Below are 25904 nucleotides of genomic sequence, written 5' to 3' on the forward strand. Positions count from 1 at the left end.
TGCCGCGATCAGGAAATCGTCCGTTCCCGAACCGTTATGTTTGCCGCGACAACCGTTGGAACGGTCTAACCCTGCAACTGGTGAATCACTGAACACACCAGGATCTGGTGTCGCAGAAAGGAAGCCCAGTGGCTTTCAAGTTGCCGGGCGGGCGCACGATCGGCGTCGTGACCGTCGGAGTGCTGGCCGGGACCCTCTTCGCGACGGGCGGCAGCGCCGTCGCGTCGGCCGGTACCGAGGTGCACGCGTGTGTCAACAAGAAGACGCGCTACGCGCGGATCGTCAACGCGACGGCCGCGTGCAGGACCACCGAGATCCGCGTGACCTGGGGTGACGGCGGTTCCCAGTCCCAGGGCGTGAACACCCAGGGCCCGCAGGGCCCCGCGGGCCGCAACGGCGCCCAGGGCCCCGCCGGCCCCCAGGGACCGCAGGGTGCCCGTGGCATCCAGGGGCTCCCGGGCAAGCAGGGCCTGCCCGGCAAGGACGGCGCCCCCGGCAAGGACGGTCAGGACGGCAAGGACGGCGCCCCCGGCAAGCAGGGCGAGCAGGGCCTGCCCGGCAAGAACGGCCAGGACGGCGCCCCGGGCAAGCAGGGTGAGCCCGGCCGCAACGGCACCCCCGGCGAGGACGGCGAGAACGGCCGGGACGGCAAGAGCGCCTACGAGGTCTGGCTCGAACTGCCGGGCAACAGGGACAAGTCCAAGGCGGACTTCATCGCGTCGCTGAAGGGTCCCAAGGGCGACAAGGGTGACCCCGGTACGCCGGGTTCGGGCGGCGGCTCGGGCGGCGCTCCCAGCGTCACCACCTTCACCCAGCCGTTCACTTTCGGCGGTCAGGGCGGGACCCAGAGCGTGAGCTGCGGCGCGGGCAAGGTCGCCACGGGCGGTGGCTACAGCGGCGGCGGCAGCGCCTCCGGCCAGATCTACACGAGCGCGCCCAACGTCACCACCGGCGCGCCGACCGCCTGGACCGTGAGCGGCAAGAACTCCAACGGTCTCGTCTACGTGATCTGCATGTCCTCCTGATCCCGGGCGGAGCGCGACATCGGCGGGAGGCCTCCCGGGCGGCTGCCGGGAGGCCTTCCCACGTCGGAGGACGGCCCTGAAAACGGGGGCGTCCGCCAACGTCGAAGGGGTACGGCCCGCTCATGGACCCTCCTCGAGGTTCTCACCTCAAGAAGGGTGCTGGCGCGGGCCGTACCCCTTCGACGTTCGGTGGATCAGCCGAAGATGCCCGGCAGGGTGGCCGTGTGGGTCTCCCGGAGCTCGGCGACCGGGATGTCCAGGACGCCCTCGACGGTCAGTGAGGCGCCGCCGGTGGTGCCCAGGGCCTGGCAGGGGACCTCGTGGGCGGCACAGAGCTCGGCGAAGTCCGCGAAGGACTCCGGTGCCACGGTAACCAGCGCGCGGGCCGACGACTCGCTGAACAGGTCGACGAACGCGTCCTCGCCCGGCAGGGAGACCGTGCAGCCGACCCCCTGGGCGAGGCAGGCCTCGGCCAGGGCGATCGCCAGGCCGCCGTCGGACAGGTCGTGGGAGCCGGTCAGCAGGCCGCGGGAGGCGGCCTCGGCCAGGACGAGCGCCATGGCGCCCTCGGCCTCCAGGTCCGCCTGGGGCGGCAGGCCGCCGAGGTGGCCGTGGACCACGTGGGCCCACTCGGAGCCGCCGAACTCCTCGGCCGTCTCGCCGAGCAGGATGACCTTCTCGTCCGGGCCGGTGAAGCCGCTGCGCACCCGCCCGGCCACGTCGTCGATCACGCCCAGCACGCCCACGACCGGGGTCGGGTGGATCGGGGTGGACCCCGTCTGGTTGTAGAAGGAGACGTTTCCGCCGGTCACCGGCACGCCGAGGATCTTGCAGGCGTCGGCCAGGCCACGGGTGGCCTCGGCGAACTGCCACATGACCTCGGGGTCCTCGGGGGAGCCGAAGTTGAGGCAGTTGGTCACCGCGAGCGGCCTGGCGCCGGTCACCGCCACGTTCCGGTAGGCCTCGGCCAGCGCGAGCTGCGCGCCCGCGTACGGGTCGAGCCGGGCGTAGCGGCCGTTGCCGTCCGTCGACAGCGCGATGCCCCGGGTCGTCTCCTCGGCGCCCGGCATGACCTCGCTGATCCGCAGCACGCCGGCGTCGGCGGGCTGGGCCAGCACGGTGTTGCCGCGGACGTAGCGGTCGTACTGGGAGGTCACCCACTCCTTGGACGCCAGGTTCGGCGAGCCGAGGAGCTTCAGCAGCGTCGCCCGCAGGTCGTCGGGGCGGGCCAGCCGTGCCGGGGTGTCGGCGTTGAGCGCCGTCTGGCCGGCCGGCTCGTGGAACGGCCGCTCGTAGACCGGGCCGTCGTCGGCCGCGGTGCCCGGCGGGATGTCCACGATGGTCTCGCCGTACCAGGTCATCACCAGACGGCCGGAGTCGGTGACCTCACCGATCACGGTGGCCGGGATGTCCCACTTGGTGCAGATCGCCATGAAGGCATCGATGTCGTCGGGGGTGACGACGGCCATCATGCGTTCCTGCGACTCGCTCATCAGGATCTCTTCGGGCCGCAGCGACGGGTCGCGCAGCGGGACCAGCTCCAGCTTGACGTCCATGCCGCCGGTGCCCTTGGCCGCGAGCTCGGTGGTCGCGCAGGAGACGCCGGCCGCGCCGAGGTCCTGGATGCCGACGACCACGTCCGCCTGGTACAGCTCCAGGCAGCACTCGATCAGCAGCTTCTCCATGAACGGGTCGCCCACCTGGACGCTGGGGCGCTTGGCGTGCGACTCGTCCTCGAACGTGGCCGAGGCCAGGACGGACGCGCCGCCGATGCCGTCGGGGCCGGTCAGCGCGCCGAACAGCACGACCTTGTTGCCCGGCCCGGGGGCGGTCGCCAGCTTGATCTGGTCCTTGCGGAGCAGGCCCACGCAGAGCGCGTTGACCAGCGGGTTGCCGATGTAGCAGGGGTCGAAGACGACCTCGCCGCCGATGTTGGGCAGGCCCAGGCAGTTGCCGTAGTGGCTGATGCCCTCGACCACGCCGGGCAGCACCCGCCGGGTGTCGTGGGCGTCGGCCGCGCCGAACCGCAGCGCGTCCATCACCGCGATCGGTCGCGCGCCCATCGACATGATGTCGCGGACGATGCCGCCGACGCCCGTCGCCGCGCCCTGGTGCGGTTCGACGTAGGACGGGTGGTTGTGCGACTCGATCTTGAAGGTGGCCGCCCAGCCGTCGCCGATGTCGACGACACCGGCGTTCTCGCCCATGCCGACGAGCAGCGCCTCGGACTCGGGGGCCTTGGTGCCGAACTGCCGCAGGTGCACCTTGGAGGACTTGTAGGAGCAGTGCTCGCTCCACATGACGCTGTAGATGGCCAGCTCGGAGCTCGTGGGCCGGCGGCCGAGGATGTCGCGGACCCGCTCGTACTCGTCGAGCTTCATGCCCAGCTCGGCGTACGGCTGGCGCTCGTCGGGGGTGCCCTCGGCCCGCTCGACGGTGTCCAGGTTCGGGTCGGGCGCCTGGCCGCCGCGCTTGTCGGCTCGCTCGCTCACAGGTTCACCAGCTTCTTCAGGATGGAGGAGAAGAACCCCCGGCCGTCCGTGCTCGGAGCGCCGGTGAGGTCCTCGACCGCGTGCTCGGGATGCGGCATGAGGCCGACAATGTTCCCGGCCTCGTTGCGGATGCCCGCGATGTCGTTCAGGGAGCCGTTGGGGTTGCCTCCGACGTAGCGGAAGACGATCTGGCCGTTGCTCTCCAACGCGCCCAGGGTCGCCTCGTCGGCGACGTAGCGGCCCTCGCCGTGCTTGACCGGCAGCACGATCTCCTGGCCCTCGGTGAAGTCGGACGTCCACGGGGTGGCGGTGTTCTCCACCCGGATGCCCTGGTCGCGGCAGACGTAGTGCAGTCCGGCGTTGCGCATCAGCGCGCCGGGCAGCAGGTGGGCCTCACAGAGGATCTGGAAGCCGTTGCAGGTGCCCAGGACGGGGAGCCCGGCCCTGGCGGCGGGGATCAGCTCCTCCATCAGCGGCGCGAACCTGGAGATCGCCCCGCAGCGCAGGTAGTCTCCGTAGGAGAACCCCCCTGGCAGGAAGACCGCGTCCACCTTCTTGAGATCGGGATCGGCGTGCCACAGCGGGACGGCTTCGCCGCCCGCGTGACGCACGGCGCGGGCCGCGTCCTGATCGTCAAGAGTTCCGGGAAAAGTGACGACGCCCACGCGGGCAGCACTCATGACAGCGTTCCCCTCCACAAACGAGCGCCGCGCCGACATCTCACACATCGGATGGCGGTCTGCGGCGGTGCGCCCAGGCTATCCGCTCCTGGGCGAGAGGTCACACGCGGAGCGGTCCGATCACACAGCTCACCGCCCGGGGACCGGCCCGCGGCTTGGAGGATCGCACAACGGCGGGTCGCGCCGTACCGGCCGGAGAAGGCGTCCGGAGGGCCGGCGCGGGGCCGCGTCGGCGACCGGACGACGGCCGTACGGCGGCCGCCCGGCGGCGCTTACACAGCGGCGGTCACACGGCGGCGGTCACACGGCGGTGAGCATCTGGCGGCGGAGGAAGGCGGCGTCCTCGTCCCAGTCGAGGTGCTTGCGCAGATGCACGGTGGTGCCCCGGCCGGGCGCGATGTCGAAGGAGATCTCGTCCACCACGGCCTGCATGATGAGGATGCCCCGGCCGTTCTCGGTGTCGGCCGGGGGGTAGTGCTCGGGCATCCGCGTGAGGCCGTGGCCCCTGTCGATGATGCGGACGTCGCAGCGGCCGTAGCCGATGGCGGCCTCGACCTCGTAGCGGTTGGCGGGCCCGCCGTGGCGCACCGCGTTGGCGCACGCCTCGGTGACCGCGAGGAGGATGTCGGACACGCAGTCCTCGGTGACGCCGAGCGAGCGCAGCGAGTCGCCCAGCGCTCTGCGGACCATGGGAATGCCGATGGCTTCCCTCGGCAGAGCCAACGAGAACTCGATATCCACCGGATCCCTCCCGGGGCCAGACGTCACCCTGTCAAGGTTTCCCCTCAGAATCCGGGCTAACCGCAAAATAACCTTAATGTTATTTACTGTTGGTCAAGCCGTGGGATTATGACACATCCAGAGTGTGATTTACCCGGACGTAAGGAAACGCTCTGTGTGACGTATGACGGGTTACGGCTCCACGGAGACCGCGTAGTCCTCGATCACGGTGTTGGCCAGCAGGGTCTCGGCCATTTTGCGGACCTCGGCGAGCGCGGCCTCGTCGGCGGGGCCTTCGAGCTCCACCTCGAACCGCTTGCCCTGCCGTACCGCCGAGACACCGGAGAAGCCGAGCCGCGGCAGTGCCCGGGCGATCGCCTGGCCCTGCGCGTCGAGAATCTCGGGCTTGAGCATGACGTCGACGATGACGCGCGCCACGGTGTTCCTCCTGGTTGCAGCGGGGACGGTCCGGCGTCTCAAGGGTAACGGGCTTCTCCGGCAGTTCGTCGCCGGGTCCGGGCTCCCTCTGTGCGAGGGTAAAGCGGGGTCCAGCGGGAACGGGGAGCGTATGGATGCCGGGGTGGGGCTTGCGCACAGGTATGTGACCTCTGCCACGATGTCCACAAACGCAAGCGAACCACCACCAAACGGGTCGTATGCGTGGCTAACCGGCCGGACGGTGGTGGCGAACCCATCTCGACGGCCCCGAGCACACAGGAGCGGCACGTGACAGCCGAGGCCCCTCGTGGTGCGGAAGCACCCCCGGAGCTCGTCCAGTTGTTGACCCCCGAAGGGGAGCGGGTCGAGCATCCCGACTACGACATCGATCTGACGCCCGAGGAGATCCGCGGGCTCTACCGGGACCTGGTCCTGGTCCGCCGCGTCGATCTGGAGGCGGTGGCCCTGCAGCGCCAGGGCGAACTGGGCCTCTGGGCCTCCCTGCTCGGCCAGGAGGCCGCGCAGATCGGCTCAGGCCGGGCGCTGGCCGAGACGGACATGGCCTTCCCGACCTATCGCGAGCACGGCGTGGCCTGGTGCCGGGGGGTGGACCCGGTGAACCTGCTCGGCCTGTTCCGCGGCGTCAACCACGGCGGCTGGGACCCGGCCGAGCACAACTTCCACCTGTACACGATCGTGATCGGCAGCCAGACCCTGCACGCGGTCGGCTACGCCATGGGCATCCAGCGCGACAGCGCCGAGGCCGCCACCATCGTCTACTTCGGCGACGGCGCCACCTCGCAGGGAGACGTGAACGAGTCGTTCATCTGGGCGTCGGTGTTCAACGCCCCGGTCGTGTTCTTCTGCCAGAACAACCAATGGGCCATCTCCGAGCCGCTGGAGAAGCAGTCCCGCATCCCGCTGTACCGCAGGGCGAGCGGGTTCGGCTTCCCGGGCGTCCGGGTCGACGGCAACGACGTCTTCGCCTGTCTCGCGGTCACCCGCAAGGCGCTGGCCGACGCCAGGTCCGGGCAGGGCCCGGTGCTGATCGAGGCGTTCACCTACCGGATGGGCGCGCACACCACCTCCGACGACCCGACCCGTTACCGGGTGGCCAGCGAGCTGGAGGCGTGGAAGCTCAAGGACCCGATCGAGCGGGTCCGCGCCTACATGTTCAAAAACCAGATCGCCGACCAGGACTTCTTCGACGCGGTCGACGCCGAGGCCGACGAGCTCGGCCGGGACGTGCGCAAACGCTGTCTCGAACTGCCCGATCCCGGGCCGCTTGCGATCTTCGATCACGTCTACGCGGAGCCGCACCGGCTGATGGACGAGGAGCGCGCCCAGTTCGCCGCCTACCTGGAGGGGTTCGAGGGATGACGACTCTCACGCTGGGCAAGGCGCTCAACGAGGGCATGCGCAAGGCCATGGAGGACGACCCCAAGGTCCTCATCATGGGCGAGGACGTGGGCAAGCTCGGCGGCGTGTTCCGCGTCACCGACGGGCTGCAGAAGGACTTCGGCGAGCAGCGGGTCATCGACACCCCGCTGGCCGAGTCGGGCATCATCGGCACGGCGATCGGCCTCGCGCTGCGGGGCTACCGCCCGGTCTGCGAGATCCAGTTCGACGGGTTCGTCTTCCCCGCCGCCGACCAGATCATCACCCAGCTCGCCAAGATGCCGCTGCGGTCGCTGGGGAAGGTGAAGCTGCCGGTCGTGGTGCGGATCCCGTGCGGCGGCGGCATCGGCGCCGTGGAGCACCACAGCGAGTCGCCCGAGGCGTACTTCACCCACACCGGCGGCCTGCGGGTCGTGGCCTGCTCCAACCCCGTCGACGCCTACACGATGATCCAGCAGGCGATCCGGTGCGACGACCCCGTGGTCTTCTTCGAGCCCAAGCGGCGCTACTGGGAGAAGGCCGAGGTGGACACCTCCGCCGACGCCGCCGGCTGGACGCCCTTCGACCAGGCCCAGGTGGTACGGCCGGGCACTGACCTCACCCTTCTGGCCTACGGGCCGATGGTCAAGACCTCCCTGGAGGCCGCGGCGGCGGCCGAGGAGGACGGCCGGTCCGTGGAGGTCATCGACCTGCGCTCCCTCAACCCGCTGGACATCGAGCGGGTCGAGGAGTCGGTCCGCAGGACCGGGCGCTGCGTCGTGGTGCACGAGGCGCCGGTCTACAACGGCTTCGGTGCCGAGGTGGCGGCCCGGGTCACCGAGAGGTGCTTCTACAACCTGGAGGCCCCGGTGCTGCGCGTCGGCGGGCCGTCCACGCCCTACCCGCCCTCCAAGCTGGAGGATCACTACCTGCCCGATCTGGACCGGGTCCTCGACGCCGTAGACCGCGCGTTCGCGTTCTGAGAAGGGGAGACGATGAAGGAGTTCAAGCTCCCCGACGTGGGCGAGGGGCTGACCGAGGCCGAGATCGTCCGCTGGCACGTCAAGGCCGGTGACCAGGTCAAGGTCAATCAGATCATCGTGGAGATCGAGACCGCCAAGGCCGTCGTCGAGCTGCCCTGCCCGTTCGACGGCGTGGTGGCGGCTCTGATGGCCGAGGAGGGCGAGACCGTCGACGTCGGCAAGCCGATCATCTCCGTCGACGACGGGACCGGGGGCGGAGCCGCCCCGGCCCCGGCCCCGGCCTCCGTCCCCGAACGCGGGCAGGCGCTGGCCGAGGACATGGTGCCGGCGCTCCCCAAGGAAGAGCGCCAGCCCGTCCTGGTGGGCTACGGCGTCAAGATGGGCGCCGCCAAGCGCCGGCCCCGCAAGGCGCCGCCGTCCGCCCCCTCCGCGCCGTCGACCCCCTCCGCGCCGTTGACCCCCTCCGCTCCGTCCGCGGGCCCGCCGGCCGCGCGGGAGAACGGGCCGGTCACCGGTACCGCCGCCGCGCCCTCCGGGACCGCCGCGTCCGTGAGGCCGGGCGCGGCGCTGGCCAAGCCTCCGGTGCGGAAGCTGGCCAAGGACCTCGGGGTCGACCTGACCACGCTCACCGGGACCGGCCCGCAGGGCTCGATCACCCGGGACGACGTCCAGTCGGCGCTGGAGGCGGCCGCCGCCCCGGCGGTGGCGCACGCCGTACGGACGGGTGAGGAGCGGATCCCGGTCAAGGGGGTGCGGAAGGCGACCGCGCAGGCCATGGTGGCCTCCGCGTTCACCGCGCCGCACGTCACCGAGTTCCTTCAGGTGGATGTGACCGAGACCATGGACGCGGTCGGGCGGCTGCGACGGCTGGCTGACTTCGCCGAGGTCAAGGTGTCGCCGCTGCTCCTGGTGGCGAAGGCGGTGCTCGTCGCCGCCCGCCGGTATCCGATGATCAACTCGGCGTGGGACGAGGCCGCGCAGGAGATCGTGGTCAAGCACCACGTGAACCTGGGCATCGCCGCCGCCACCCCTCGCGGCCTGCTCGTCCCCAACGTCAAGGACGCCCACGCCATGTCCCTCCCGGACCTCGCCAGGGCCCTCGGCGCCCTCGCCGAGACCGCCAGGGCGGGCCGGACCCAGCCCGCCGACATGGCCGGCGGCACGATCACGATCACGAATGTGGGCGTGTTCGGGGTGGACGCGGGCACCCCGATCCTCAACCCCGGCGAGTCGGCGATCCTGGCATTCGGTCAGGTCAGGGACATGCCGTGGGTGGTGGACGGGCAGATCGTGCCCCGCAAGGTGTGCACGCTGGCGCTCTCCTTCGACCACCGGGTCGTGGACGGGGAGCTCGGCTCGCTGTTCCTGCGTGACGTCGGCGCCATGCTGGAAGACCCCCTCCGGATGCTCGCCTGGAACTGAAGTCCCGCTGGGGAGCTCCCTGGTCGGAGCCTCCTTTCAGCCGCGGCCCCGCCGGCCGGAGTCCCGGTGACCGGAGCTCTCGTCCGTGACCGGGGCCGTGGTCGCAACCGCCACGAGCCCGCTCCCCCTCCCGGGGAGCGGGCTCGTGTGTTCATGCGTTGATTTAATGTTCATTTACTGCCCCGTGGTTCCGATGACTTCTTATGAAGAATTTATTGGATATGCGGGGTATTCGGGGCGGCCTGTCCGCCGCACGTGCCGATGACCTTCCCGTGAATCGTGGAGACCTGCGCTTGGCATTTGTCCGGGCCGGGCTTTACGGAGAATCCCCCGGGTTGGGGGAGAGGTGGACGGCGGCGGAAAGTCGGTAGAGGTGCGTCCGCCCGGTCGTGGAGGGGCTGCCGCGCAGCCGGTAAAACATGTCCAATACGTCCTAAATTCGATGGTTGGTGCACATGTGGGTGCTATTGTCGTAATTGCAAGTCCCGCGAAAGAACGGTCAGAAGGGAAAATCAATGAGACTGAACAGGCTCTTCCCGGCTAACCGCGCCCCGCTCGGCTGGGGCGGATGTCGTCGTCGTCGCTGCGGTTGCGGCGGCTGGGGCGGCGGCTGGGGCGGCGGCTGGTGGTGGTAACCAGCTCGAATGAGAGCCGGCGGGTCACCCGCCGGCTCTCGCTCACTGCTCCCGCCGCTCTCCCCCCGCCGGACGGGTCCGGCCCGGCGGACGCCTCTCCGCCCCCGGTCGCCCCGGTGGTCTCCATCCGGGACACCTTCCGGCGGTTCTGGCCCTACACCCGTGGCGTCCGCAGGCTCTTCGCGGCCGGGGTCCTGCTGGCGATCGTGGCGGCGCTCTGCGAGGTCGGCGCGATCTGGCTGTTCGGGTTCATCACCGACGAGGTCCTCAGCCGCCAGAACCTGGGGGCGTTCTGGACCCCCGCACTCATCTGGCTCGGCCTCGTGGTCGTCGCGGGCGCGGCCTCCTTCACCGGCGCCTACGCCACGGCCCTGGGCGGTGAGCGCTTCCTGCTGCGGTTGCGGGGCGAGGTGTTCTCGCACCTGCAGACGCTCACCCCGGACTTCTTCGACAACCGCCGCCTGGGCGACCTGATGGCCCGGCTCACCGACGACATCGAGGCCATCGAGGAGTTGGTCGGCTCCGGCGTGGTCCGGCTCCTCACGACGGTCGCCAGCGTGATCTTCTTCGCCGGGGCCGCCTTCTACATCCGGTGGGATCTCGCGCTGGTGACGTTCGCGATGGTCCCGGCGTTCCTGATCGTCTCCAAGGTCTTCGCGTCGAGGTTCAGGCGGGTCGCCGCGCGCGAGCGGCTCAGCAACGGAGCCATGAACAGCGTCATCGAGGAAGGGCTGGCCAACCAGTCCCTCGTCCAGGCGTACAACCGCCAGGAGACCGAGGCGCGCCGGCTGCACGCCGAGGGGCACACCTGGCTGCTGGCCAACGTGGCCCAGGCCCGGCTGTCGGCGCTCTACGGGCCGGTCGTCCAGGTCATCGAGACCGTCTGCCTGCTCGTCATCATGGGATTCGGCGCATGGGAGATCGCATCCGGCCGCCTCACCATCGGCGGGCTGCTAGCCTTCGCCGCCTACCTCGCCTATCTCTATCCGGCGGTGCAGAACCTGGGGCAGATCGCGCTCACCGTCTCCGAGGCGGCGGCGGGCTCCGACCGCGTCATCGAGATCCTGCGCACCCGGCCCGCCGTCACCGACCGCGACGGGGCGGTCCCCACGGCGGCGCCGAGCCGCGGCCGGATCGACTTCGAGGAGGTCGGCTTCACCTACCCGGGCAGGACCGTCCCCACGCTGCGGAACCTGTCCTTCAGCGCCGAGCCGGGCGAGCTCGTCGTGTGCACCGGGCCCAGCGGCGCGGGCAAGTCCACCCTCACCAAGCTCCTGCTGCGGTTCTACGATCCCACCGTCGGGCGCATCCTCCTCGACGGAGTGGACATCCGCGACCTGCCGCGCCGGTCGCTGCGCGACAACATCACCATTCTCCAGCAGGAGAATCTGCTCTTCTCCGGGACCGTGCGCGACAACATCGCCTACGGCCGCCCCGGCTCCGGCATGGACGACATCGTCCGGGCCGCCGTCCTGGCGGACGTGCACGACTTCATCGGCACGCTGCCGCAGGGGTACGACACGCCCATCGGGCAGCGCGGCCGGCTCATATCGGGCGGGCAGCGCCAGCGCGTCGCCATCGCCCGGGCGATCCTGCGCGACGCCCCCGTGCTCGTCCTCGACGAGCCGATGACCGGGCTCGACGCGCGCACCGCGGCGCGGATCATGGAGCCTCTCCGGCGCCTCATGTCCGGCCGCACGACCATCCTCATCACCCATGACCTCCGCCTCATCCCCGAGGCGGCTCACACGATCGTCCTGGGAACGGCCCGGGACGCCGGCCGCCCGAGGATCAGCCTGTTCAGGCGCCGTGGCACGGCGGCCCGCCCGCTCTGAGGGACCGTCTCCGAGGGCCCCGCCCGCTCTGGGGGAGGGGCCCTCCGTCCGCTCCGGGACGGGCTCCGGAGCCTGAGGACTGAGAACACGGCGGCCCGTCCGCTCCGGGACGGGCTCCGGGGCCTGGAGGACTGAGAACTCCGGGCCCAGGGGGCGGGAGCTCCGGAGGCCGAGAGGCCAACAAAGGCGTTCCGCCTCCCACTGCCGGAGGGGACCGCCTTCCGCCGCCGGAGGGGATCGCCTCCAAGCGGTGCGGAGAACGCGGTGAGCTCGCTCCTGGGAACGGTGAGCCCGCTCCCGGAAACAGCGAGCCCGCTCTCGGAAACAGTGAGCCCGCTCCCGGAAAGGAGCGGGCTCGACGGCGGAGGCGGATGCTCCATCGGGTTTTACCCTCGGGTGAGGGTCCGCCGGATGAACGCCTCCGTTTTTCCGGCCCGGGTTTCCCCGGGCCGGCCGGGGAGGGGACGTGCTCTCGCCCCGGTCATGTGTGATCCTGCGCCGGCGGCCCTATGCGGGGAGCCGGCCGGTCCGTCCCCGGTCTACCACCAACCGCCCCATCCACTGCCCCAGCCGCCCCAGCCGCCGCCGCCCCCGCCCCAGCCACCGCAGCCCCCGCCCCAGCCGCGACAGCGGCAGCAGCGGCGTCTCCAGCAGCCGCAGCCGGTGACGAAGCTCGTGGCCGTGGTGGCGGTCTGGGCGGCCGGGGTCGACGCCGCGGGCGTGACCGAGGCTCCTGCGGGAGCTGCCGCGAGTGCTCCAGCGAGGAGTCCCGCGCCCATCATGCTCGCGACGAACGAGGCGGCAGTCTTGGTTTTCATGCGATCCTCCGTTTTTCACGCGAAGACGGATCCGTCCTCATGGATTGCCGGACAATCCACAGCGTGCCGGAGGAGGAGCGATCAAGACACCGCAAAGCACTTATGCTTTGGCAAAGCACCACAGAGGTGCATAAATAAGAAATAAATTGTGCATATCACCCTATTTCGGGCAAATAGTTCTACCCATGCTAAATGGGATTTAGTCCCCGCTGTCCGGCCGCTGTGGGCGTGGCCGTACGCTGGCTGGGAACTCGAATGAAGGGAAGATCATGTTCCGGCATGTCGTGCTTTTCACCTGGGCCGAAGGGGCCACCGATGAGCAGAGGGCCGCGGTCGCGGCCGAGCTGGGCAAGCTGCCGGAGGTCATCAGGGAGATCCGCGCCTACGACATCGGCGCCGACGCGGGCGTGAACCCGGGCAACCACGAGTTCGCGGCCGTCGCGGACTTCGACAGCCTCGACGACTATCTCGTCTACCGTGACCACCCGGCACACCAGGCCGTGATCGCCGAGCACATCAAGCCGATCCTGGCCTCACGGGCGGCCGTGCAGTACGTCTTCTAGGCGCCGCGCACTAGGCGTCCGGCGGGGTGTTCTCGCGGTGCATCAGGCGGTCGTCCGACGTCTGCCCGCGCTTGGGGGCCAGTACGACGCTCAACACGATCCCGACAGCGCCGACGATCATGAAGATCAGGCCGATGACGTCGATGTGCACGTCCTCGCCCAGGACGTCGGGCTCGATGGCGAAGCGGAGAATGGCGCCGAGCGTGAGAAAGAAGATGCTGACCCCGACACCCATCAGGTCCTCCGGACGCGAGTAATGGTCAGGTAAAGGGAGCGTGCGTGGTTGGTCATACCCTTTCGGGGGCGATCACACTACTCAGGCGGACCTTGTCTGCGACGGTGGGTCCGGCCGATCCCAGGCAGACCGGGACGCCCAGGGCGTCGGCGACGGCCGCGGGCCAGTCGCCGGCGCCGATGCCGCCGGCGTAGCGGGGGCGCGCCCTCAGCACCCGCCCGGTCAGCCGGGCCTGCCGGTCCAGGTCGCCCGGGGGCCCCGCCGGCAGCTCGCCGATGTCGTAGGAGACGCACATCCGCGACACCGGGGCGTCCAGGTGGGTGAGCGCGAGCGCGTCGGCGCCGCCCGCGACCGCCAGCGCGTAACGGTGGGCCACCGCGTCGAAGTGGCCCACCCGGAAGGGCCCCTGCCACGGGCCGTCCGCGTTGTGCGCCTCGGCCGCCTCCAGCTCCGGATCCTCGGTGACCAGCGGGCCGGGCCCGTGCCGGGTGGTGTAGGTGCGCAGCACGCCCAGCCGTACGGCGGGCACCCCGTCGAGCAGGGCCAGCGCGTTGGCGAAGGTCGTCGTGCTCCACGTCGTGTGGGGGTGGAAGCCGTGCCACTCGTCGAGCAGCACGCCCTGCGCCCCCTCGAAGACCACCGGGCGCCCGCGCAGCAGGGCGGCCGTGTAGGAGGAGTCCACCAGGGCCACCCGTTCGGCGAACGCCCGGTAGGCGGCGACGCAGTCCTCCACGGCGGGCCCGGTCACCCCCAGCGCCTCGCGGAGCGCGCGCAGCTTGCGCGTGAGCAGCGCCGGGTCCTCGCAGTCGCCGACGGTCGGCCCGAGGCCCGGATGGCCCAGGGCGTAGGCCATGGTCTCGCCGACGCCCATCCCGCACGACCCGTGCCGGTCCGCCCCGCGCGCCAGCTCCCGGGCCCGCCCCGCCGCCACGTGGTACGGCGTGGCGAGCAGGGCGTCCCGGTCCACCGTGAGCAGCCCGAACGGGTCCGGGACGCCCAGCCCGGCCAGGTGCGCGGCCTCCGAGGCCAGGGCGAGCGGGTCCACGACCATGAACCTGGACAGGTGGGTCGGGACACCCCGGAGCGTCCCGGACCCGAACTGGGCGAAGGTGTGGTGCCGCCCGTCGGGCAGGACGACGTTGTGCCCGGCCTGCCCGCCGCCGTTGAACCTGACGACCGCCTGGACCGGCCCCTGGGCGCAGAGCCAGTCGACGACCGTGCCCTTCCCGGCGTCGCCGTAGCCCAGGTCGACCACGATCACATGCTCGCTCACAGCCGGATCACGCCGCTGCCGCCGCGGAGGTCGAGCTCCCCGCCCACCACCGGCGCGCCCCGCTCCAGCCTCGCCAGGGCCCTGCCCACCGCGGCCCCCGCGGCCGAGCCGAGGTCGCCGAGGTCGCCGAGCCCCTGGTCCAGGTCGATGGCGTCCTCGCCGAGGCCGACCGTGAGCGCGATCGTCTCGCAGACCGCGTCCAGGTCGTCCAGCTCCAGCACGTTCTGGCCGAGCAGCTTGCGCCAGGCGGCCAGCGTGTGGCTGTCGCCGGCGTAGCCGGACCCGGCGGGCAGGATGTAGTAGACGTCGTAGATCCTGGTCAGCTCGGCGACGATCTCCTCGGTCGTGATGTCCCGCCCGAGGCTGTCGCCGATCACCTTGCCGACCTCGCGGCGCTTGACCTTCGGGTAGGGGAGTTCGTCGCCGATGATGAACAGGTAGCCCCGGCGCCCCCGCTTCTCGAAGCAGTCGAGCGAGGTGTGCCTGGCCATGAAATACATCGCCAGCTCGTACGACTCGGTCCGCTGGCCGCCGCCCCCGCCCTCCAGCAGGATCTTGCCCAGATCCTCGTCCATCCGGTTGTCGGACTCGAACTGGCCGATCTGCAGCGGGGCCCGGTCGCAGGTGGCGTCGCCGATCGCGCCGAAGAGGATCTGCGGGTCGGCGGCGTAGCCCTTGCGGAGCAGCAGGCCGAGCAGGTCGGGCAGCTTGGTCTGGAGCGTGCGGGGCACCCCGCCCATCGAGCCGGTCACGTCGAACAGGACGGCGACGGCCACGGTGGCCGGGTGCTCGTCGGAGTCACGGCTCTCCCGGGCCGCCACGCCGTACGGGTTGAGGTCGTCGTGCACGGTGCGCGCGCCGCTGTCGCTGTAGGCGAAGGCGCTGGCACCGCTGGCCGCGCGGTAACTCGCGGCGGCGGCGTAGACGTCGGTGGACCAGATTCCGCTTCCCATGGGGGCCTCCCAAGGCCGGGCAGACGTTATTCTCAACTAGAGACAGTCTCAGTATGAGAATAACTTGGGGCCGCGTCAACCCGCTCCGGCGCGGACCATCGAGCTCCTGGCCCCCCTCCGTGACGGGACATGACACCGCCTCTGCGGCGCCGCCTCCGTGTCCAGGTGTGGCGCCCGCCCGCCGTACGGCCGCCCCCCGGAGGACCCCTGTACGGCCGGCCCGCAGGACCCGTACGGCCGGCCCCCGGGAGGCCCTGCGCGGCCGGTCCCGGGAGGTCCCGCGCGGAGGTCACAGGTGGAGGGGCCGGTACCTCCTGGGGCCGTACAGGTCGTCGAGCAGGTCGTCGAGCTCTCGCAGGAGCCGCCAGGCGTCGCGCGGCGGGCCCGCCAGGCTCCCCCGGACGAAGGCGCGGATCGGGGCGGGGGCCTGGTCACCCATGAGCGCGGCGACGCAGCGGGTGGCGAGGTGGATGTCGGTGGCCTGGGTCGCCGGTCTCCTGGCGAGGACCTCGGGCGGGTAGTCGTCGCGGTGCCGGGCCACCAGGGCGGTCAGCGGCCTGCCCAGCGGGACCGACTGGCCCCAGTCGACGAGGATCAGCCCGTGGTCGATCGGGTGGACCAGCACGTGGTGCCCGAACACCGCGCCGTGCACCACCCCCGCGCGATGGGCCGTCCCGACCGCCACCAGCAGCCGCCGCCAGATCCACGCGACGTCCCTCGGGTCGAGCACCGGACGCCGCCGGGCGATCTCCGCCAGGCTCACGAACCCCTCCGGCGCCCGGCTGATCACATTGGCCTGCCGCTCGACCCCGCCCGAGCGGTGCCGGAAGGACTCCACCAGGCGGGGCACGTACGGCAGCAGCAGCGGATCGCCGTCCCGCGCGATCGTCGTGAGCGCCTCCGCCTCGCGCCGCATCAGGTCGTTGTCCATGTGGCTGTGCGGAATCTTGAGCAGCGTGTCGCCGTCGGTTCCGTACAGCACGGCCGAGGCTCCGCGCCGGAACACGCCGGTGAGCCGGTAGGCGCCGCGCCTGGTGGTGATCACCGTCTCGGCGGCCCGGTCGGCCCGGTCCCGCGCCGCCCACAGCCCCGCGAGCTTGACGAAGGCCGTCGCGGCGTCCGGCCCGGAGGCGAGATCGGGATGGAGCAGCCGCGCCAGCCGCCGGTACGCCCGGTGCGGGGCCTCCCGGCCGAACAGGTCGTCCGGTGTGCGGGCGGCGGCCACCAGGGCGACCGCCTCGGCCGTGGTGGTCATCTGACCTCCTCCTCGCGGGCGGGCCGCAGCAGCGCGGGGTGCAGGAGCTTGGCGTCGCCGGCCCGGTAGAGCCTCGCCCGGGGGCCGCCCCGGGCTCCGCCGCTCTCGGTGGTCTCCCCGGTGCTCTCCACGAATCCGGGGACCGACAGGACCTTGCGGTGGAAGTTGCCCGCGTGCAGCGGCAGGCCCCAGACGGCCTCGTAGACGCCGCGCAGCTCGGAGATCGTGAACGTCTCGCCCACGAACGTGGTGGCCAGCGGGGTGTACTCCAGCTTGTCCCGCGCCCGCTCCAGCCCGTGCCCGAGGATGCGGCCGTGGTCGAAGGCCAGCTCCGGCAGCCGGTCGGCGCGGTGCCAGGCGGCGTCCGCCGCGTCCGTACCGGGGCGGGGATCGGGCAGGTCGGGCGCGAAGGCCAGGTAGGAGACCGACACGATCCGCATCCGGGGGTCCCGCTCCGGGGCCCCGTAGCTGGCGAGCTGCTCGATGTGCGCCCGCGGGGTGAGCCCGGTCTCCTCGGCCAGCTCCCGCGCCGCGGCCTCAGGCAGATCCTCGCCCGGCCGGATGAACCCCCCGGGCAGCGCCCACCGTCCCGCGTAGGGCTGTTCGCCCCGCTCGACCAGCAGCACCTGCAGCGCGCCCTGGCGGATGGTCAGCGCCACCACGTCGACCGTCACCGCGACCGCCGGGAAGGCCCGCGGATCGTAGCCGGCCGGGAACTGGGATCCGTCCATCGCATGTCCTCCCCATCCAAGATACTCTCAATATGAGAATAACTTGTCCCGTGTGTCAACGCGCCTCCCCGCCTCCCCGTGTCCGCGTGGAGGGGCGGGAGATCTGTGCGGAGGGACGGAGGACTCTGTGCGGGGAGCTGGAGGACTCTGTGCGGGGAGGGGCGGGGGCAGGGGAAATGGGCGAGGGGCGCCCCTGTGGAACAGGGACGCCCCTCGCCCGGCCTGCCGCGGGAGCAGGTGGCCGGGGTGGGAGAGGTCAGAAGGCCTCTTCCGGGAGCTCCATCAGGTCCTGGCCGGTGGCGGCCAGCACGCGGCGCTCGGCGGCGAGCCTGGGCAGGACGGTCTGGGCGAAGAACGAGGCCGCGGCGACCTTGCCGGTGTAGAAGGGCTTGTCGCGGTCGGAGGAGCCCAGCGCGGTCAGTGCCACCTCGGCCTGGCGCAGCAGCAGCCAGCCGATCACCAGGTCGCCCAGGGCGAGGAGGAACCGGGTGGTGTTGAGGCCGACCTTGTAGACCTCCTGCGGCGTCTCCAGCGAGCCGATGGCCCAGCCCGCCATGGTGTCGGCCATGGCCTTGACCTCGTCGGCGGCCTCGTCGAGGAGCTTGCGCTCCTCCTTGAGGCGGCCGTTGCCGGCCTCGGAGGCGGCGAAGGACTTGATGTCGCCGTACAGCGCGCCGAGGGCCGCGCCCTGGTTGCGCAGGACCTTGCGGAAGAACAGGTCCAGGCCCTGGATCGCCGTCGTGCCCTCGTAGAGGGAGTCGATCTTGGCGTCCCGGATGTACTGCTCGATCGGGTAGTCCTGCAGGTAGCCCGAGCCGCCCAGGGTCTGCAGCGACCGGGCCAGCAGCTCGTAGGAGCGCTCGGAGCCGACGCCCTTGACCAGCGGGAGCAGCAGGTCGTTCATCGCCTCGGCGTGCTCGTCGCGGCGGCCCTCGAAGCCGGCGATCTGCACCGCGTCCTGGTAGGTGGCGGTGAGCAGGACCAGCGCCCGCATGCCCTCGGCGTACGACTTCTGGAGCATGAGCTCGCGGCGCACGTCCGGGTGGTGGGTGATGGTCACGCGCGGCGCCGACTTGTCGGCCATCTGGGTGAGGTCGGCGCCCTGCACGCGGGCCTTGGCGTACTCCAGGGCGTTCAGGTAGCCGGTGGAGAGCGTGGCGATCGCCTTGGTGCCGACCATCATCCGGGCATGCTCGATGATCATGAACATCTGCTTGATGCCCTCGTGCACCTCGCCGATCAGCGTGCCCACGGCCGGGTGCTTCTCGCCGAAGGTGAGCTCGCAGGTCGTGGAGACCTTCAGGCCCATCTTCTTCTCGACGTTGGTGACGTAGACGCCGTTGCGCTCGCCGAGCTCGCCGGTCTCCAGGTCCACGTGGTACTTCGAGACCAGGAACATCGACAGCCCCTTGGTGCCCACGCCGTGCCCCTCGGGGCGGGCCAGGACCAGGTGGAAGATGTTGTCGGCCATGTCGTGCTCGGCGCTGGTGATGAAGCGCTTGACGCCCTCGATGTGCCAGGTGCCGTCGGGCTGCCGGACGGCCTTGGCGCGGCCGGCGCCCACGTCGGAACCGGCGTCGGGCTCGGTGAGCACCATGGTGGCGCCCCACTGGTTGTCGATGGCCAGCTGCGCGTAGCGCTTCTGGTCCTCGGTGCCGATCGCGTGCATCACGTGGGCGAAGGCCGGGCCGCTGGCGTACATCCAGATCGCCGGGTTCGCGCCGAGGATCATCTCGGCCAGCGCCCAGTTCACGCTGTTGGGCAGGCCGGGGCCGCCCATCTCGGCGGGCAGACCGATGTTGGTCCAGCCGGCGTCGCGGTAGGCGGCGAAGGACTTCTTGAAGCCCTCCGGCATCGTCACCGTGCCGGTGGCGGGGTCGAAGACCGGGGGCTTGCGGTCGCCCTCCTCGAAGGAGTCGGCGAGCACGCCGGTCGCCAGGCGGTTGACCTCGTCGAGGATGGTCCGCACGACGTCCTCGTCAAGGTCGGCGTAGGGGCCGGTGCCCAGGATGTCCCGGCGCCCGAACACCTCGAAGAGATTGAACTCCAGGTCACGGATGTTGCTCTTGTAGTGGCCCATGGGGTCTGCTCCTTGAAACCGGGGGAACCGGGACTCTTACATACTGGCCAGTAACCTTACCGACAATGCTACCCGTCAGTAACCCCTAGAAAACCGTACTGATAGGACGTTTGTCACACTCCTCCGGGGAAGGTCAGGTGACCTGGGCGACTCCCGGCCCTGACGTTGATCGACCGGCCCGGCGAATTTTCCTAAGCTCGGCCGCATGGACGAACAGTGGCGATCGGACCTCGCCCAGTGGGCCATCCCCGACGAGATCGTGGCGCGGGCGCCGGAGAACCCCTGGGGGCATTCGCCGGCCCGGTTCGCCGGACGGACCGACCTCGCGCTCGCGGAGCCGGAGGGGCCGACCCTCGCCCGGACCGCCGAGGCGCTCCCGGCCGGGGGGACCGTGCTGGACGTCGGCGCCGGCGCCGGGGCCGCCTCGCTGCCGCTGGCCGGGAGCCTGGGGGAGCTGATCGCGGTCGATCCCTCCGCCGACATGCTGGCCGAGCTGACGTCCCGGGCGGACGCGCTGGGCGTCCCCGTCCGGACCGTCCGGGGCCGGTGGCCCGACGTCGCGGCCGAGACCCCGGTGGCGGACGTGGCGGTCGCCGCCCACGTCGTCTACAACGTGCCCGACCTGGCGGCCTTCCTCACCGAGCTGTCCGGCCACGCCCGCCGCCGGGTCGTCCTGGAGCTCACCGAGCGCCATCCGATGAGCTGGCTCACCCCCCTGTGGGAGCACTTCCACGGCCTGCGCCGCCCGGAGCGGCCCACGGCCCACGACGTGATCGCCGTCGCCGAGGCGCTCGGCCACGAGGTCCGCCACGAGTGGCGGCCGGCCCCGCTGAGCCGCTTCGGCACGCTGGAGGAGCTGGCCGAGAGCGCATGCCGGCGGCTCTGCCTCGGTCAGGACCGGGCCGCAGAGGTCATCGCGGCGGTGGTCGAGCTGGACATGTGGCCGCTGCCGCGCGAGCGGTGGTTCACACTCTGGTGGGAATCAGAAGGAGACCCGCAGCGTTCCAGCGGATGAGCCCCCGACGGGAGGCTCCCGGACGAGACGCGCCGTACCCGGCCTGAAAAGACGACGCTCCTGTGGAGGGAGCCGTCATGGCTTGGGTCATCATCATCGTCGCGGGTCTGTTCGAGGTCGCGATGGCCTACTCGCTCAAGATGAGCCACGGGTTCTCCGTGCCGCTGCCGAGCGTCGGATTCGTCGTCTTCGCCGTGCTCAGCTTCGGCCTGCTCGCGGTCGGTCTCAAGAGCCTTGAGGTCGGTACGGCCTACGCCGTCTGGACCGGCATCGGTGCCGTCGGCACCGCGTCGCTGGGCATGCTGTTCCTCGGCGACGACGTGTCGTTCCTCAAGATCGCTTCGATCGCCCTCATCCTCGCCGGAGTCGTCGGCCTCAACCTCGCCGGCGGCGGGCACTGATCCCGCGCGGGCGCCATGGCTAACCGGTTTGACGACTTAGGTGGTGTCGCGATTGGGTGTGCGCATGATTGACGTTCACTTCGTGACTTTCGACTGCGCCCAGCCGTACGAGCTGGCGACCTTCTGGAGCGAGGCCACCGGCTGGGTGATCCACCCCGACGGCGGCAAGGAGGACGACGAGATCCTCCTCCAGGGCGCGCTGAACATGCTGTTCATCCGGGTCCCGGAGGGCAAGACGGTCAAGAACCGCGTCCACCTGGACGTCACCGGGTCCGAGGGCACCACCCGCGACCAGGAGGTCGAGCGGCTGCTAGGGCTCGGCGCCACGGTCCACGACGACCGGCGCAACCCCGACGGCACCGGCTGGGTGACCATGCTCGACCCGGAGGGCAACGAGTTCTGCGTCTGCCGCGCGGGGTACGAGAAGGCGTAGCAGCCCTTGCCGGAGTGATGTTCTGTCGGACATGCTGCGGTCATGAGCCCCCCGAGCGCGTCCGTGAGCATCCAGATCGCGGCGCCGCCCGCGGTGGTCTACGACCTGGTCACCGACATCACCGACATGGGTGACTGGAACGTGGAGTGCGAGCGGGCCCGATGGGTCGGACCGGTCCGGGAGGCGCGGCCCGGGGCCAGGTTCCGCGGGCACAACAGGCACGGGCGGCGGCGCTGGTCCACCCTCTGCACGGTGATCACCGCCGAGCCCGGCCGGGCCTTCGCCTACCACGTCCAGGCCGCCGGTCTGATCCACGTGGCCGTCTGGCGCTTCGGTATCACGCCCACCGAGACGGGCTGCCACGTGGAGCAGAGCACCTGGACCACCCGCAACCCCCTCATGCGGGTCATCGGCGGCCTCGTCACCGGTGTCCGGGACCGGGTCGCCCACAACGAGGCCAACATGCGGCGGACCCTGGAGGGCATCAAGCGGGTGGCCGAGCGGGCGTGAGAGCCGCCGGCGGGACGGACCCGCTCAGCCACCGTGCGGCAGGGACGACTGCCCCCGTCCCCTGAGGGTCAGGGCCAGGACGGCGGTGACCAGATACACCGCGACACCGCCCTGGAGCGCGTCCAGCGCCGCGCCGAAGACGCCTTCGTCGTCGACGATCAGCTGCACGGGATACATGAGCGCGGCGGCGCCCAGCGCCGGGTAGAGGGAGAACCGCCAGGGGTGGCGCAGGGCCCAGAGACGGGCCTGCCGGGTCACCCGGTCGCCGGTCTTGGGCCTGCTGACCGAGCCGACCGCCGCGATCAGCGTGAACAGGCCGATGCCGAGCGACAGAGCCCAGGTGAGGCTGGCGTCCCCGGGCAGGATCAGGCCCATGCCGAAGCTGGCGGCCGCGGCCACGCCGCCGGTCACCGCGGCGGCCTTCCACGGCGCCCCGCGCAGCGCCGCTCCGGCGAGGGACATCTCGTCACGTCGAGTCAGTTCGTCGTTCATGGCATCAGACTGCCCTTCCGAGCCCCTTGTCCACATCGGGGAGCAACCCTGACCCGCCCCTGAGCTCCGTCCCCCCGATAAGTTGGCCGCCATGGCAGTGAACTTCCGTACCGCCCGGATAGAGGACGTCCCGCTGATCGTGGGCATGATCGCCGACGACACCATCTCCGCCGCCCGCACCGGCGACTTCGGCGCCGAGCACCGCGCCGCCTTCGAGGCCATCGACGCCGACCCCAACAACGAGCTGATCGTGGCGGAGCTGGACGGTGAGGTCGTGGGCACCATGCAGCTCACCTACATCCCGGGCATCTCCCGCCGGGGGGCGCTCCGGATGCAGATCGAGGCGGTCCGGATCGTCTCCGCCCTGCGCGGCAGGGGCCTGGGCCGCCAGATGATGGAGTGGGCGGTCGAGCGCGGCCGGGCCCGTGGCTGTGCGCTGGTCCAGCTCACCACCGACAAGGCGCGCAAGGACGCCCACCGGTTCTACGACTCCCTCGGCTTCGTCGCCTCCCACGAGGGGTACAAGCTCGCGCTGAGCTGACGGCTCCGCTCACGTCGACGGGCTCCGCCCCGCGCCGGCGGGAGGCGTCCGCACCGACGGGCTCTGTCCCGCACCGGCGGAATCCGTCCACGTCGACAAGATCCGCTCGCGCCGACAGAATCCGTCCACGTTGACAGAATCCGTCCGCGCCGACAGGGAGAGCGAATTGACGAGGACAGCGATGGGACGACACGCGTTGGGCCTGGGGGCACTGGCCGTGCTGCTGGCGGCCTGCGGGAGCACGGCCGGCGGCCAGGCCGACGGCCCGGCGACCGCGCAGCCCGGACCGACCCTCACCCGGAGCACCACCCCCACCCCCGCCGCGAGCCCCGTCCCCAGCTCCACCGAGAGCTCCGCCGAGGCGGGCATCGACGGCTGCGTCACCGAGAAGACAGGCGAGCTCTTCGAGTACAAACGCGGCGGCACCACCACCAAGGGTGTGATCATGGGCAAGGGGCCCGTGGGAGTGGTCGTCTCCTACGAGCGTCAGGGCACCGTGTGCACCTGGCTCCCGCTGGCCGACCGGCTGGTCGCCGCCGGACACCGGGTCCTGCTGTTCGACCGGAACAACACGGCGGCCCCTGAGGAGGACACCGTCGCGATGGCCGGGCGGCTGCGCAAGGCGGGTGCGGAGAAGGTGTTCCTGGTCGGCGGATCGATGGGCGGACGGGTCTCCCTGCTCGCGGCCGGAGAGCTGAAGCCCCCGCCGGCCGGGGTCATCAGCATCTCCGGGACGATCCAGCCGGGGGAGGTCGACGAGCTCAGGGCCCCCTTCCTCCAGGTGACCGGGGACGCCGACCCCGACGCCCCGCTCGACATGCTGCAGGTCGTCTACAACGAGGCCGTGAAGTCAGCCGACCGCCAGCTGCTCGTCCTCTCCGGCGGGGACCACGCCAGCCGGCTGTTCACCGGCGACCAGGGGCCGAAGGCGCTCCAGGCCGTCGTGGCCTTCATCGAGAAGCACAAGGGCTGAGCTCGACCAGGTTGTCGTGGTAGACGGCGCCCCGGCCCATGTCGGCGTCGCGCTCGTCCACCACGGCGTTCACCGTCGCGCCACCGGGGCTCAGCTTGCGCCAGTGTCCCTTGGCGGAGGCCACCACGCCGGGCCGTACCCGGTCGCTGATCTCCACCACGGCCTCGAACTCGCCGTTGTCGTTGAACACCCGCGCCGGCTGCCCGTCGCTCAGCCCCCGCTGCGCGGCGTCAGCCGGGCTGACCAGGATCCGGGGCCCCTTCGAGCGCCGCAGCAGCTCGGGGTTGTTGCCGAAGGTGGTGTTGAGGAACGTGTGGGAGGCCGGGGTGATCAACGCCAGCGGGTACGGACCGCGCCCGGCGGAGGCCGTGTGCGGGGGGACGTAGGCGGGTCCGGAGCCGAACTCCAGCCTCCCCGAGGGCGTCGGGAAGCCGCCGGCGAAAGGCGTGAACGGCTGCGGCACGTTGAGCCGGACCCAGCCCTCCTTGCGCAGCCGGTCGACCGTTATGCCTTCCAGCGACGGGTGCCCCGAGGCGAGCAGCTGCTCGGCCAGCTCCAGGTCCGAGTCGTACAGCGACGGCTCGGTCAGGCCCATGTGCCGGGCCAGGCGCCGGAACGTCTCCATGGTGGACAGGCACTCACCCGGCGGCTCGACGGCCGGCTCGTTCCACATCAGATACATGTGCCCGTAGCCCGCGTGCAGGTCGATGTGCTCGGTCTGCATGGTCGCGGGCAGCACGATGTCGGCGTAGTCGACGGTGTCGGTCGGGAACTGCTCCATCACGACGGTGAACAGATCCTCGCGCAGCAGCTTCTCGCGGACGCGGTTCTGGTCGGAGGTGGAGCCCATCGGGTTGGCCGCGTAGACCCACAGGCACTTCACCGACTCGTCCAGCCCCTCGGCCAGCCGGGTCATCGTGAGCTGCCGGACGGGCCGGGCGAGCAGGTCCTCGCGCGTGTCGATGTTCAGGTGGATGTGGCCGCTGGTGGAGTAGGCGATCCCGCCGCCGGGGCGGCGCCAGTCGCCGGTCACGCCGGGGATGGCGGCGATCGCGCGCATCGCGGTGCCGCCGCCCGCGTGCCGTTGGAGGCCCATCGTGGCGCGGATGCCGGTGGGCCGGGTGTGCGCCAGCCGTACGCCCAGGGCGCGGATGTCGGACTCGGGCAGCCCGGTGATCTCCGCCACGCGCTCCGGAGGATGGCGCAGGATCTCCTCGCGGAACCCCTCCCAGCCGCTGGTGCGCTCCTCCAGGTAGTCGCGGTCCTCCATCCCCTCGGCCAGGACCACGTTCAGCAGGCCGAGCGCCAGGGCCGCGTCGGTGCCGGGCCGGATCGGCAGGTGCTCGTCGGCCTGCTCGGCGGTGCGGGTGCGGACCGGGTCGATCGCCACCACGTGCGCCCCGGCCGCGCGGGCGTCCTGGATGAACTTCCACAGATGGTGCCCGCTGGTCAGCGTGTTGGTGCCCCACAGCAGGATCAGCTTCGACAGGGCGAACGTCTCGGGATCCATCCCGCCGGGCGTGCCGTTGGTCCGCGCCAGCCCGACGTTGCCCGCCGTCGAGCAGATGTTCAGGAAGTGCTTGGAGGCTCCGAGCACATTCCAGAACCGCCGGCCCGCCGCGCCCTCGGACCCCTGGATGTAGCCCAACGTGCCGGTGCCCAGATAGGGCCAGATCGCCTCGCCGCCGTGCTCGTCGATGATCCCGCGCAGCCGTACGGAGATCTCCTCCAGGGCCTCGTCCCAACTGATCCGCTCGAACCGGCCGGACCCCTTGGGGCCCACCCGCCGCATCGGATGGAGGATGCGGTCGGGCGCCCGGGTGTGCTCAAGGTAGCGGTTGACCTTCACGCAGAGCGCGCCGCGCGTGTAGGGGTGGTCGGGGTTGCCGCGCATCTTGACGGCCTTGCCGTCCTGGACGGTCACCACCCATGAGCACGTGTCCGGGCAGTCCAGCGGACAGGCGCCCAGGACCCGAAGTTCATCCTGAGACATGCCCTCGACTTTAGCCGCGCGCGTGAAAGGG

Annotated in this window: 25 protein-coding genes and 1 riboswitch; of the genes, 12 read left to right on the forward strand and 13 right to left on the reverse strand. The window is 71.1% G+C overall.

The window, feature by feature from the left end:
* Window positions 1-128: 128 nt before the first annotated feature.
* Entirely contained in the window at window positions 129-1025 is an 897-nt protein-coding gene (locus J2S55_RS19190) for a collagen-like domain-containing protein (RefSeq protein WP_306862757.1), read from the forward strand.
* A gap of 194 nt (window positions 1026-1219) precedes the next feature.
* Here the strand turns inward: J2S55_RS19190 and purL are convergent, their stop codons facing one another.
* The 4 genes from purL to purS form a co-directional block, all read right to left on the reverse strand.
* Entirely contained in the window at window positions 1220-3517 is a 2298-nt protein-coding gene (gene purL / locus J2S55_RS19195; RefSeq protein WP_306862760.1) for a phosphoribosylformylglycinamidine synthase subunit PurL, read from the reverse strand.
* Window positions 3514-4197 carry a phosphoribosylformylglycinamidine synthase subunit PurQ gene (purQ, locus tag J2S55_RS19200; protein ID WP_306862763.1) on the reverse strand — a complete coding sequence of 228 codons (684 nt, stop codon included), beginning with the start codon at window positions 4195-4197 and terminating at the stop codon, window positions 3514-3516. Before purQ ends, purL begins: the two co-directional genes overlap by 4 nt.
* Window positions 4198-4497: 300 nt before the next feature.
* Window positions 4498-4887 carry an ATP-binding protein gene (locus J2S55_RS19205; protein WP_306862766.1) on the reverse strand — a complete coding sequence of 130 codons (390 nt, stop codon included), beginning with the start codon at window positions 4885-4887 and terminating at the stop codon, window positions 4498-4500.
* Between the two features lie 222 nt (window positions 4888-5109).
* A complete protein-coding gene (purS, locus tag J2S55_RS19210; protein WP_306862769.1) occupies window positions 5110-5355 on the reverse strand; it encodes a phosphoribosylformylglycinamidine synthase subunit PurS in 246 nt (81 codons plus the stop codon).
* A gap of 288 nt (window positions 5356-5643) precedes the next feature.
* Between purS and pdhA the strand changes: the two genes are divergently transcribed.
* From pdhA to J2S55_RS19230, 4 genes are all read left to right on the forward strand, one after another.
* Window positions 5644-6735: a pyruvate dehydrogenase (acetyl-transferring) E1 component subunit alpha gene (pdhA, locus tag J2S55_RS19215; RefSeq protein WP_306862772.1), complete on the forward strand. Its 1092-nt coding sequence runs from the start codon at window positions 5644-5646 to the stop codon at window positions 6733-6735.
* On the forward strand, window positions 6732-7715 hold the full coding sequence (locus J2S55_RS19220) for an alpha-ketoacid dehydrogenase subunit beta (protein ID WP_306862775.1): 984 nt from the start codon (window positions 6732-6734) through the stop codon (window positions 7713-7715). Before pdhA ends, J2S55_RS19220 begins: the two co-directional genes overlap by 4 nt.
* Window positions 7716-7727: 12 nt before the next feature.
* Window positions 7728-9137, forward strand: coding sequence for a dihydrolipoamide acetyltransferase family protein (locus J2S55_RS19225; RefSeq protein ID WP_306862778.1), 1410 nt, complete (start codon window positions 7728-7730; stop codon window positions 9135-9137).
* A 568-nt stretch (window positions 9138-9705) separates the two neighbouring features.
* A complete protein-coding gene (locus J2S55_RS19230; protein ID WP_306862780.1) occupies window positions 9706-11607 on the forward strand; it encodes an ABC transporter ATP-binding protein in 1902 nt (633 codons plus the stop codon).
* Window positions 11608-12146: 539 nt separating this feature from the next.
* Here the strand turns inward: J2S55_RS19230 and J2S55_RS19235 are convergent.
* The gene (locus J2S55_RS19235) at window positions 12147-12425 is read right to left on the reverse strand and encodes a hypothetical protein (protein WP_306862786.1); all 279 of its coding nucleotides are present in this window, start codon (window positions 12423-12425) and stop codon (window positions 12147-12149) included.
* Window positions 12426-12694: 269 nt separating this feature from the next.
* On the opposite strand from J2S55_RS19235, the gene J2S55_RS19240 reads away from it, so the two are divergent.
* Window positions 12695-12988: a Dabb family protein gene (locus J2S55_RS19240; RefSeq protein ID WP_306862789.1), complete on the forward strand. Its 294-nt coding sequence runs from the start codon at window positions 12695-12697 to the stop codon at window positions 12986-12988.
* Window positions 12989-12998: 10 nt separating this feature from the next.
* On the opposite strand, the gene J2S55_RS19245 is transcribed toward J2S55_RS19240, so the two are convergent.
* The 6 genes from J2S55_RS19245 to J2S55_RS19270 all read right to left on the reverse strand — a co-directional run bounded on the left by J2S55_RS19245 (window position 12999) and on the right by J2S55_RS19270 (window position 19515).
* Window positions 12999-13223 carry a DUF6458 family protein gene (locus tag J2S55_RS19245; RefSeq protein ID WP_306862792.1) on the reverse strand — a complete coding sequence of 75 codons (225 nt, stop codon included), beginning with the start codon at window positions 13221-13223 and terminating at the stop codon, window positions 12999-13001.
* 52 nt (window positions 13224-13275) lie between these two features.
* The gene (locus J2S55_RS19250) at window positions 13276-14496 is read right to left on the reverse strand and encodes an adenylosuccinate synthetase (protein WP_306862794.1); all 1221 of its coding nucleotides are present in this window, start codon (window positions 14494-14496) and stop codon (window positions 13276-13278) included.
* Complete coding sequence (locus J2S55_RS19255) at window positions 14493-15449, reverse strand: hypothetical protein (RefSeq protein ID WP_306862797.1); 957 nt, start codon at window positions 15447-15449, stop codon at window positions 14493-14495. The genes J2S55_RS19250 and J2S55_RS19255 overlap by 4 nt, the downstream gene beginning before the upstream one ends.
* A gap of 289 nt (window positions 15450-15738) precedes the next feature.
* Window positions 15739-16704 carry a lipopolysaccharide kinase InaA family protein gene (locus tag J2S55_RS19260; protein ID WP_306862799.1) on the reverse strand — a complete coding sequence of 322 codons (966 nt, stop codon included), beginning with the start codon at window positions 16702-16704 and terminating at the stop codon, window positions 15739-15741.
* Window positions 16701-17435 carry an NUDIX hydrolase gene (locus J2S55_RS19265; RefSeq protein WP_306862801.1) on the reverse strand — a complete coding sequence of 245 codons (735 nt, stop codon included), beginning with the start codon at window positions 17433-17435 and terminating at the stop codon, window positions 16701-16703. The genes J2S55_RS19260 and J2S55_RS19265 overlap by 4 nt, the downstream gene beginning before the upstream one ends.
* 256 nt (window positions 17436-17691) lie before the next feature.
* Window positions 17692-19515, reverse strand: a complete 1824-nt coding sequence (locus tag J2S55_RS19270) for an acyl-CoA dehydrogenase (RefSeq protein WP_306862803.1) — start codon at window positions 19513-19515, stop codon at window positions 17692-17694.
* 205 nt (window positions 19516-19720) lie between these two features.
* Between J2S55_RS19270 and J2S55_RS19275 the strand changes: the two genes are divergently transcribed.
* From J2S55_RS19275 to J2S55_RS19290, 4 genes are all read left to right on the forward strand, one after another.
* Window positions 19721-20530, forward strand: a complete 810-nt coding sequence (locus tag J2S55_RS19275; RefSeq protein ID WP_306862808.1) for a class I SAM-dependent methyltransferase — start codon at window positions 19721-19723, stop codon at window positions 20528-20530.
* A riboswitch (guanidine-III (ykkC-III) riboswitch) is annotated at window positions 20526-20591 on the forward strand. It overlaps the preceding gene by 5 nt.
* A 16-nt stretch (window positions 20592-20607) precedes the next feature.
* A complete protein-coding gene (locus J2S55_RS19280) occupies window positions 20608-20931 on the forward strand; it encodes a DMT family transporter (protein WP_306862811.1) in 324 nt (107 codons plus the stop codon).
* A gap of 64 nt (window positions 20932-20995) precedes the next feature.
* On the forward strand, window positions 20996-21364 hold the full coding sequence (locus J2S55_RS19285; RefSeq protein ID WP_306862814.1) for a VOC family protein: 369 nt from the start codon (window positions 20996-20998) through the stop codon (window positions 21362-21364).
* A 42-nt stretch (window positions 21365-21406) separates the two neighbouring features.
* Entirely contained in the window at window positions 21407-21874 is a 468-nt protein-coding gene (locus J2S55_RS19290; RefSeq protein WP_306862818.1) for an SRPBCC family protein, read from the forward strand.
* A 24-nt stretch (window positions 21875-21898) separates the two neighbouring features.
* On the opposite strand, the gene J2S55_RS19295 is transcribed toward J2S55_RS19290, so the two are convergent.
* Window positions 21899-22366 (reverse strand): hypothetical protein, encoded by a 468-nt coding sequence (locus tag J2S55_RS19295; RefSeq protein ID WP_306862820.1) that lies wholly within the window; start codon window positions 22364-22366, stop codon window positions 21899-21901.
* Between the two features lie 91 nt (window positions 22367-22457).
* Between J2S55_RS19295 and J2S55_RS19300 the strand changes: the two genes are divergently transcribed.
* Both J2S55_RS19300 and J2S55_RS19305 read left to right on the forward strand, forming a co-directional pair.
* A complete protein-coding gene (locus J2S55_RS19300) occupies window positions 22458-22907 on the forward strand; it encodes a GNAT family N-acetyltransferase (RefSeq protein ID WP_306862822.1) in 450 nt (149 codons plus the stop codon).
* A 181-nt stretch (window positions 22908-23088) separates the two neighbouring features.
* The gene (locus J2S55_RS19305; protein WP_306862823.1) at window positions 23089-23880 is read left to right on the forward strand and encodes an alpha/beta hydrolase; all 792 of its coding nucleotides are present in this window, start codon (window positions 23089-23091) and stop codon (window positions 23878-23880) included.
* Here the strand turns inward: J2S55_RS19305 and J2S55_RS19310 are convergent.
* The gene (locus tag J2S55_RS19310; protein WP_306862825.1) at window positions 23858-25873 is read right to left on the reverse strand and encodes a molybdopterin-containing oxidoreductase family protein; all 2016 of its coding nucleotides are present in this window, start codon (window positions 25871-25873) and stop codon (window positions 23858-23860) included. The genes J2S55_RS19305 and J2S55_RS19310 overlap by 23 nt on opposite strands.
* Between the last annotated feature and the right edge of the window lie 31 nt (window positions 25874-25904).

Origin of the sequence: Streptosporangium brasiliense, assembly GCF_030811595.1 — a bacterium.
GTDB lineage: Bacteria > Actinomycetota > Actinomycetes > Streptosporangiales > Streptosporangiaceae > Streptosporangium > Streptosporangium brasiliense.

Excerpts from the sequence above, each read along its gene's own strand:
- J2S55_RS19230 (WP_306862780.1), top strand. The coding sequence starts at position 9,706 with ATGTCGTCGTCGTCGCTGCGGTTGCGGCGGCTGGGGCGGCGGCTGGGG.
- J2S55_RS19260 (WP_306862799.1), bottom strand. The coding sequence starts at position 16,704 with ATGACCACCACGGCCGAGGCGGTCGCCCTGGTGGCCGCCGCCCGCACA.
- J2S55_RS19255 (WP_306862797.1), bottom strand. The coding sequence starts at position 15,449 with ATGGGAAGCGGAATCTGGTCCACCGACGTCTACGCCGCCGCCGCGAGT.
- J2S55_RS19205 (WP_306862766.1), bottom strand. The coding sequence starts at position 4,887 with ATGGTCCGCAGAGCGCTGGGCGACTCGCTGCGCTCGCTCGGCGTCACC.
- J2S55_RS19310 (WP_306862825.1), bottom strand. The coding sequence starts at position 25,873 with ATGTCTCAGGATGAACTTCGGGTCCTGGGCGCCTGTCCGCTGGACTGC.
- J2S55_RS19235 (WP_306862786.1), bottom strand. The coding sequence starts at position 12,425 with ATGAAAACCAAGACTGCCGCCTCGTTCGTCGCGAGCATGATGGGCGCG.
- J2S55_RS19265 (WP_306862801.1), bottom strand. The coding sequence starts at position 17,435 with ATGGACGGATCCCAGTTCCCGGCCGGCTACGATCCGCGGGCCTTCCCG.
- J2S55_RS19280 (WP_306862811.1), top strand. The coding sequence starts at position 20,608 with ATGGCTTGGGTCATCATCATCGTCGCGGGTCTGTTCGAGGTCGCGATG.
- J2S55_RS19270 (WP_306862803.1), bottom strand. The coding sequence starts at position 19,515 with ATGGGCCACTACAAGAGCAACATCCGTGACCTGGAGTTCAATCTCTTC.
- J2S55_RS19220 (WP_306862775.1), top strand. The coding sequence starts at position 6,732 with ATGACGACTCTCACGCTGGGCAAGGCGCTCAACGAGGGCATGCGCAAG.
- J2S55_RS19240 (WP_306862789.1), top strand. The coding sequence starts at position 12,695 with ATGTTCCGGCATGTCGTGCTTTTCACCTGGGCCGAAGGGGCCACCGAT.
- J2S55_RS19305 (WP_306862823.1), top strand. The coding sequence starts at position 23,089 with ATGGGACGACACGCGTTGGGCCTGGGGGCACTGGCCGTGCTGCTGGCG.
- J2S55_RS19245 (WP_306862792.1), bottom strand. The coding sequence starts at position 13,223 with ATGGGTGTCGGGGTCAGCATCTTCTTTCTCACGCTCGGCGCCATTCTC.
- J2S55_RS19295 (WP_306862820.1), bottom strand. The coding sequence starts at position 22,366 with ATGAACGACGAACTGACTCGACGTGACGAGATGTCCCTCGCCGGAGCG.
- J2S55_RS19275 (WP_306862808.1), top strand. The coding sequence starts at position 19,721 with ATGGACGAACAGTGGCGATCGGACCTCGCCCAGTGGGCCATCCCCGAC.
- J2S55_RS19290 (WP_306862818.1), top strand. The coding sequence starts at position 21,407 with ATGAGCCCCCCGAGCGCGTCCGTGAGCATCCAGATCGCGGCGCCGCCC.
- purQ (WP_306862763.1), bottom strand. The coding sequence starts at position 4,197 with ATGAGTGCTGCCCGCGTGGGCGTCGTCACTTTTCCCGGAACTCTTGAC.
- J2S55_RS19300 (WP_306862822.1), top strand. The coding sequence starts at position 22,458 with ATGGCAGTGAACTTCCGTACCGCCCGGATAGAGGACGTCCCGCTGATC.
- J2S55_RS19225 (WP_306862778.1), top strand. The coding sequence starts at position 7,728 with ATGAAGGAGTTCAAGCTCCCCGACGTGGGCGAGGGGCTGACCGAGGCC.
- J2S55_RS19285 (WP_306862814.1), top strand. The coding sequence starts at position 20,996 with ATGATTGACGTTCACTTCGTGACTTTCGACTGCGCCCAGCCGTACGAG.